Here is a 223-nt window from a genome sequence, read left to right as displayed (position 1 = left end):
ACATCCAGCGCGCGGCGATCCGCGGCGACCTGGTCGCTGCCATCCAGCAGGTGACGCAGGCCTACATCGCTGGCGACACGGCGATCGCCGACCAGACCACCGCGGTCAACGCCAAGGCCGACCAGATGTCGGCCGGCGGCTTCGTGAAGTTCGCGGCGACGGCGGCGCCGACAGGCGTCGACGTGCGGTTCCAGATCTTCCTGAATGCCGGCTCGGTCGGGAC

At 70.0% G+C, this 223-nt stretch carries 1 protein-coding gene; it reads left to right on the top strand.

Annotation, left to right across the window (positions count from 1 at the left end; genetic code table 11):
- Positions 1–223 (top strand): hypothetical protein (locus WFK98_RS27290; RefSeq protein WP_336802531.1); only part of this gene is annotated, 223 nt, incomplete at both ends.

This window comes from Kaistia sp. MMO-174 (assembly GCF_037147815.1).
GTDB lineage: Bacteria > Pseudomonadota > Alphaproteobacteria > Rhizobiales > Kaistiaceae > Kaistia > Kaistia nematophila.
The sequence above is the reverse complement of the archived record's forward strand: the minus strand, read 5'-3'. Positions and strand labels throughout refer to the sequence as shown.